We start from the raw sequence: 2,822 nt of genomic DNA, 5'->3' as shown, positions 1-2,822 counted from the left end.
CGAATTCGAGAATGTAGGCGTCGAGCCGCTGCGATCGGTGCGCGGGGTGCGCCCGTCGCTGAAGGCGCTGGAGACGGCGCAGGACCGGGTGACGGAGAAAGCCTTCGTCGAGACGGTCGGGGGGCGCCCCGCCCCCTACTGGCCGGTCGACAGCCTCGCCGACCTGACCGACGGGCTGCGCATGGTGGGCGCGCCCGCCATCCTGAAGACGCGGCGCTTCGGCTATGACGGCAAGGGGCAGGCGCGGATCGCGGCGCCGCGCGACGCGGCGGCGGCGTGGAGCGCGATCGGCGGGCAGCCCGCCGTGCTCGAACGGATGGTCGAATTCGACGCCGAATTCTCGATCATCCTGGCGCGCGGGCTGGAAGGGGAGGTGGTGCGCTACGACGCGGTCACCAACGTCCATGCCGACGGCATCCTCGACGTGTCGACCGTCCCGCCCACCGGCATCGTCGCCGCGCAGGCGAAGGAGGCGGGCGCGCTGGCCGAACGGATCGCGGGGGCGCTCGATTATGTCGGCGTGCTGACGTGCGAGTTCTTCGCGAGCGCAGACGGGCCGGTGTTCAACGAAATGGCGCCGCGCGTCCACAATTCGGGCCACTGGACGATCGAGGGGGCCGTCACCTCGCAGTTCGAGAACCATATCCGCGCGATCTGCGGCCTGCCGCTCGGCTCGACCGCGTTGGTCGGGCGGGGGGCGGAGATGCGCAACCTGATCGGGCATCAGGTCGCCGACTGGCCCAGGATCCTCGCCGATCCGGCCGCGCACCTGCACCTCTATGGCAAGACCGGCGTGAAGCCGGGGCGCAAGATGGGGCACGTCACCCGCGTGGGATGAGAGGGGCCGGGCGACGGCGGCATAGGCGACGCCCCGCCCGGTTCAGACGTCGGGGTCGAGCCTTAGCATTTGCGTCTGCCAGCCCAGGCGCAGCCCCAAGGCGACGCCCAACAGAGCGGCGATCGCCCAGCCCAGCAGCGCAAAACCAATATAGAAATCGCCGTTAGGTGGGTTCAGTGGCCGGCCGTCAAGGATCGCCAGCCAGTAAGATCTGGCATAGAAGCCGGCCATCAGGATCGTCGGCACCAGTGGCACGCCGGTGCAGCCAGCCGCCGCCGTCCATAGTCCCCATCTGCCGGCAAGAGCGCGCCCTGCCGCCAACAGCCAATAGGTGAAAACCGCCGCCGGAATCGCCAGCCAGAAAAGCCCGCTCAAAATTCCCCCGATCAGCATCGAAGCGACAGTCGGCGGAACGTAGGTCATCGGAGCATCCGCACGGCCTTCCGGAACCTTGCGTCTACCATGCGGAATACTTCGCCGCTAGGCGCGCGTCCCGTGGATCGGGAAGCTGCCGAGGAAGCCGGCGCGGACCGAGCCGTCGAGCGTGTCGCCGCTGACGGTGGCGGCGCAGGTCAGCGTGACGGGCATCGGCTTCGACACCTGCATCGACCATTTAAGCGTGTCGCCGTCGACGATGCCGTCGGCAATCTCCTTGCTGCCGATCGCGCCGCTCGCCTCGCCGGTGAAGCGATCGCCGTCGCTGGCGACCGTCAGGACGAACTCCTGCGGGCCCATCGGGCTGTCCACCGTGCAGTTCCACTTGCCGTCGACGCTGGCCATTGCGATCTCCCGTTGCCGGGCGGCCATCGCGGCTGATCCGGGAAAGATCAAGCGACGGCTTGTGTTGCAAATGAGCCACACCATATCGCGGGGCGAATAGGGAGACTGACGTGAACCTCGAAAAGTTTACCGACCGCGCGAAGGGTTTCCTTCAGGCCGCGCAGACGGTCGCGATCCGCAACAATCACCAGCAGATCACGCCCGAGCATCTGCTTAAGGCGCTGCTGGAGGACGAGCAGGGCATGGCGTCGGGCCTGATCGCGCGCGCCGGCGGCGATGCACGCCGCGCGCAGAGCGAGACCGACCTCGCGCTGGCGAAGATCCCGGCGGTGTCGGGATCGGGGGCGCAGGCGACGCCGGGGCTGAACAACGACCTCGTCCGCGTGCTCGACCAGGCCGAGCAGGTCGCGCAGAAGGCGGGCGACAGCTATGTCACGGTCGAGCGGATGCTGCTCGCGCTCGCGCTGTCGCCCAACACGCCGGCGGGCAAGGCGCTGCAGACGGCGGGCGTGCGCGCGGAGGCGCTGAACGGCGCGATCAACGAGCTGCGCGGCGGCCGCACCGCCGACACGGCATCGGCCGAGGACCGCTATGACGCGCTCAAGAAGTTCGCGCGCGACCTGACCGAGGCGGCGCGCGCGGGCAAGCTCGATCCGGTGATCGGCCGCGACGAGGAGATCCGCCGCACGATCCAGATCCTCGCGCGGCGGACCAAGAACAACCCGGTGCTGATCGGCGAGCCGGGCACGGGCAAGACCGCGATCGCCGAAGGCCTCGCGCTGCGCATCGCCAATGGCGACGTGCCCGACGGCCTCAAGGGCCGCAAGCTGATGGCGCTCGACATGGGGTCGCTGATCGCGGGCGCCAAATATCGCGGCGAGTTCGAGGAGCGGCTGAAAGGCGTGCTGGACGAGGTGAAGGGCGCCGAGGGCGACATCATCTTGTTCATCGACGAGATGCACACGCTGGTCGGCGCGGGCAAATCCGAAGGCGCGATGGACGCGGGCAATCTGCTGAAGCCCGCGCTGGCGCGCGGCGAGCTGCACTGCATCGGCGCGACCACGCTCGACGAATATCGCAAATATGTCGAAAAGGACCCCGCGCTCCAGCGGCGCTTCCAGCCGGTGTTCGTCGGCGAACCCACGGTCGAGGATACGATCAGCATCCTGCGCGGGCTGAAGGAGAAATACGAACTTCACCACGG

The 2,822-nt window shown here is 68.5% G+C and carries 4 protein-coding genes; 2 read left to right on the top strand and 2 right to left on the bottom strand.

Going from position 1 to position 2,822, the window contains the following annotated elements; all coding sequences use genetic code 11:
- A partial coding sequence (locus tag ACOJSF_RS04195) for a 5-(carboxyamino)imidazole ribonucleotide synthase (RefSeq protein ID WP_420140973.1) occupies positions 1 to 838 on the top strand: 838 nt, incomplete at its 5' end.
- Between the two features lie 42 nt (positions 839 to 880).
- Here ACOJSF_RS04195 and ACOJSF_RS04190 read toward each other — a convergent pair.
- Positions 881 to 1,261, bottom strand: coding sequence for a hypothetical protein (locus ACOJSF_RS04190; RefSeq protein WP_420140972.1), 381 nt, complete (start codon positions 1,259 to 1,261; stop codon positions 881 to 883).
- Positions 1,262 to 1,318: 57 nt separating this feature from the next.
- On the bottom strand, positions 1,319 to 1,618 hold the full coding sequence (locus tag ACOJSF_RS04185; RefSeq protein WP_420140971.1) for a hypothetical protein: 300 nt from the start codon (positions 1,616 to 1,618) through the stop codon (positions 1,319 to 1,321).
- Between the two features lie 110 nt (positions 1,619 to 1,728).
- On the opposite strand from ACOJSF_RS04185, the gene ACOJSF_RS04180 reads away from it, so the two are divergent.
- Positions 1,729 to 2,822 (top strand): Clp protease N-terminal domain-containing protein (locus ACOJSF_RS04180; RefSeq protein ID WP_420140970.1); only part of this gene is annotated, 1,094 nt, incomplete at its 3' end.

Source organism: Sphingomonas sp., from assembly GCF_048594985.1.
In the GTDB taxonomy this organism is placed as follows: Bacteria; Pseudomonadota; Alphaproteobacteria; order Sphingomonadales; family Sphingomonadaceae; genus Sphingomonas_I.
This window is presented reverse-complemented; position numbering and strand designations above follow the sequence as displayed.

Coding starts and splice junctions, on each gene's coding strand:
- ACOJSF_RS04185 (WP_420140971.1), bottom strand. CDS start 1,618: ATGGCCAGCGTCGACGGCAAGTGGAACTGCACGGTGGACAGCCCGATG.
- ACOJSF_RS04190 (WP_420140972.1), bottom strand. CDS start 1,261: ATGACCTACGTTCCGCCGACTGTCGCTTCGATGCTGATCGGGGGAATT.